Here is a 399-nt window from a genome sequence, read left to right as displayed (position 1 = left end):
GCGCCGACGCTCGCTGTCGAGTCGCACCTCCCGAGTTGCAACAGGGCGAGCCGTCGTCCGAGCCATGGCGTTCCTCCTTCCCTCAGAGGGGTAACACCTGCGGCTCAAGCCATATTTGCCGGTGTAGAAAAAAACTTCAGGCGATGGGGTGGGACGAGAGGCACCTGGCAGACGAGGACGACTCCGGGGACGAGAAGAGCGAGAAATGACGCTCGCCCACGTCGACGAGGCCCTGGAGAAAGGCGTGCGCCTGGAGGCCATCTGCGAGCGGCTCGGGGTGGCCCCGCGCACGATTCAACGCTGGAGGAAGCCAGCCACGGCGGAGGACCGGCGGTGTGGTCCGCATACCCGTCCGGCCAACCGACTGTCCGAGGTGGAGCGGCGCCGAATCCTGGCGGT

The 399-nt window shown here is 66.7% G+C and carries 1 protein-coding gene; it reads left to right on the top strand.

Annotation, left to right across the window (positions count from 1 at the left end; genetic code table 11):
* Nucleotides 1–205: 205 nt before the first annotated feature.
* A partial coding sequence (locus FJV41_RS51380; RefSeq protein ID WP_141649689.1) for a helix-turn-helix domain-containing protein occupies nt 206–399 on the top strand: 194 nt, incomplete at its 3' end.

Origin of the sequence: Myxococcus llanfairpwllgwyngyllgogerychwyrndrobwllllantysiliogogogochensis (assembly GCF_006636215.1) — a bacterium.
GTDB classification, from domain to species: Bacteria; Myxococcota; Myxococcia; order Myxococcales; family Myxococcaceae; genus Myxococcus; species Myxococcus llanfairpwllgwyngyllgogerychwyrndrobwllllantysiliogogogochensis.
The sequence above is the reverse complement of the archived record's forward strand: the minus strand, read 5'-3'. Positions and strand labels throughout refer to the sequence as shown.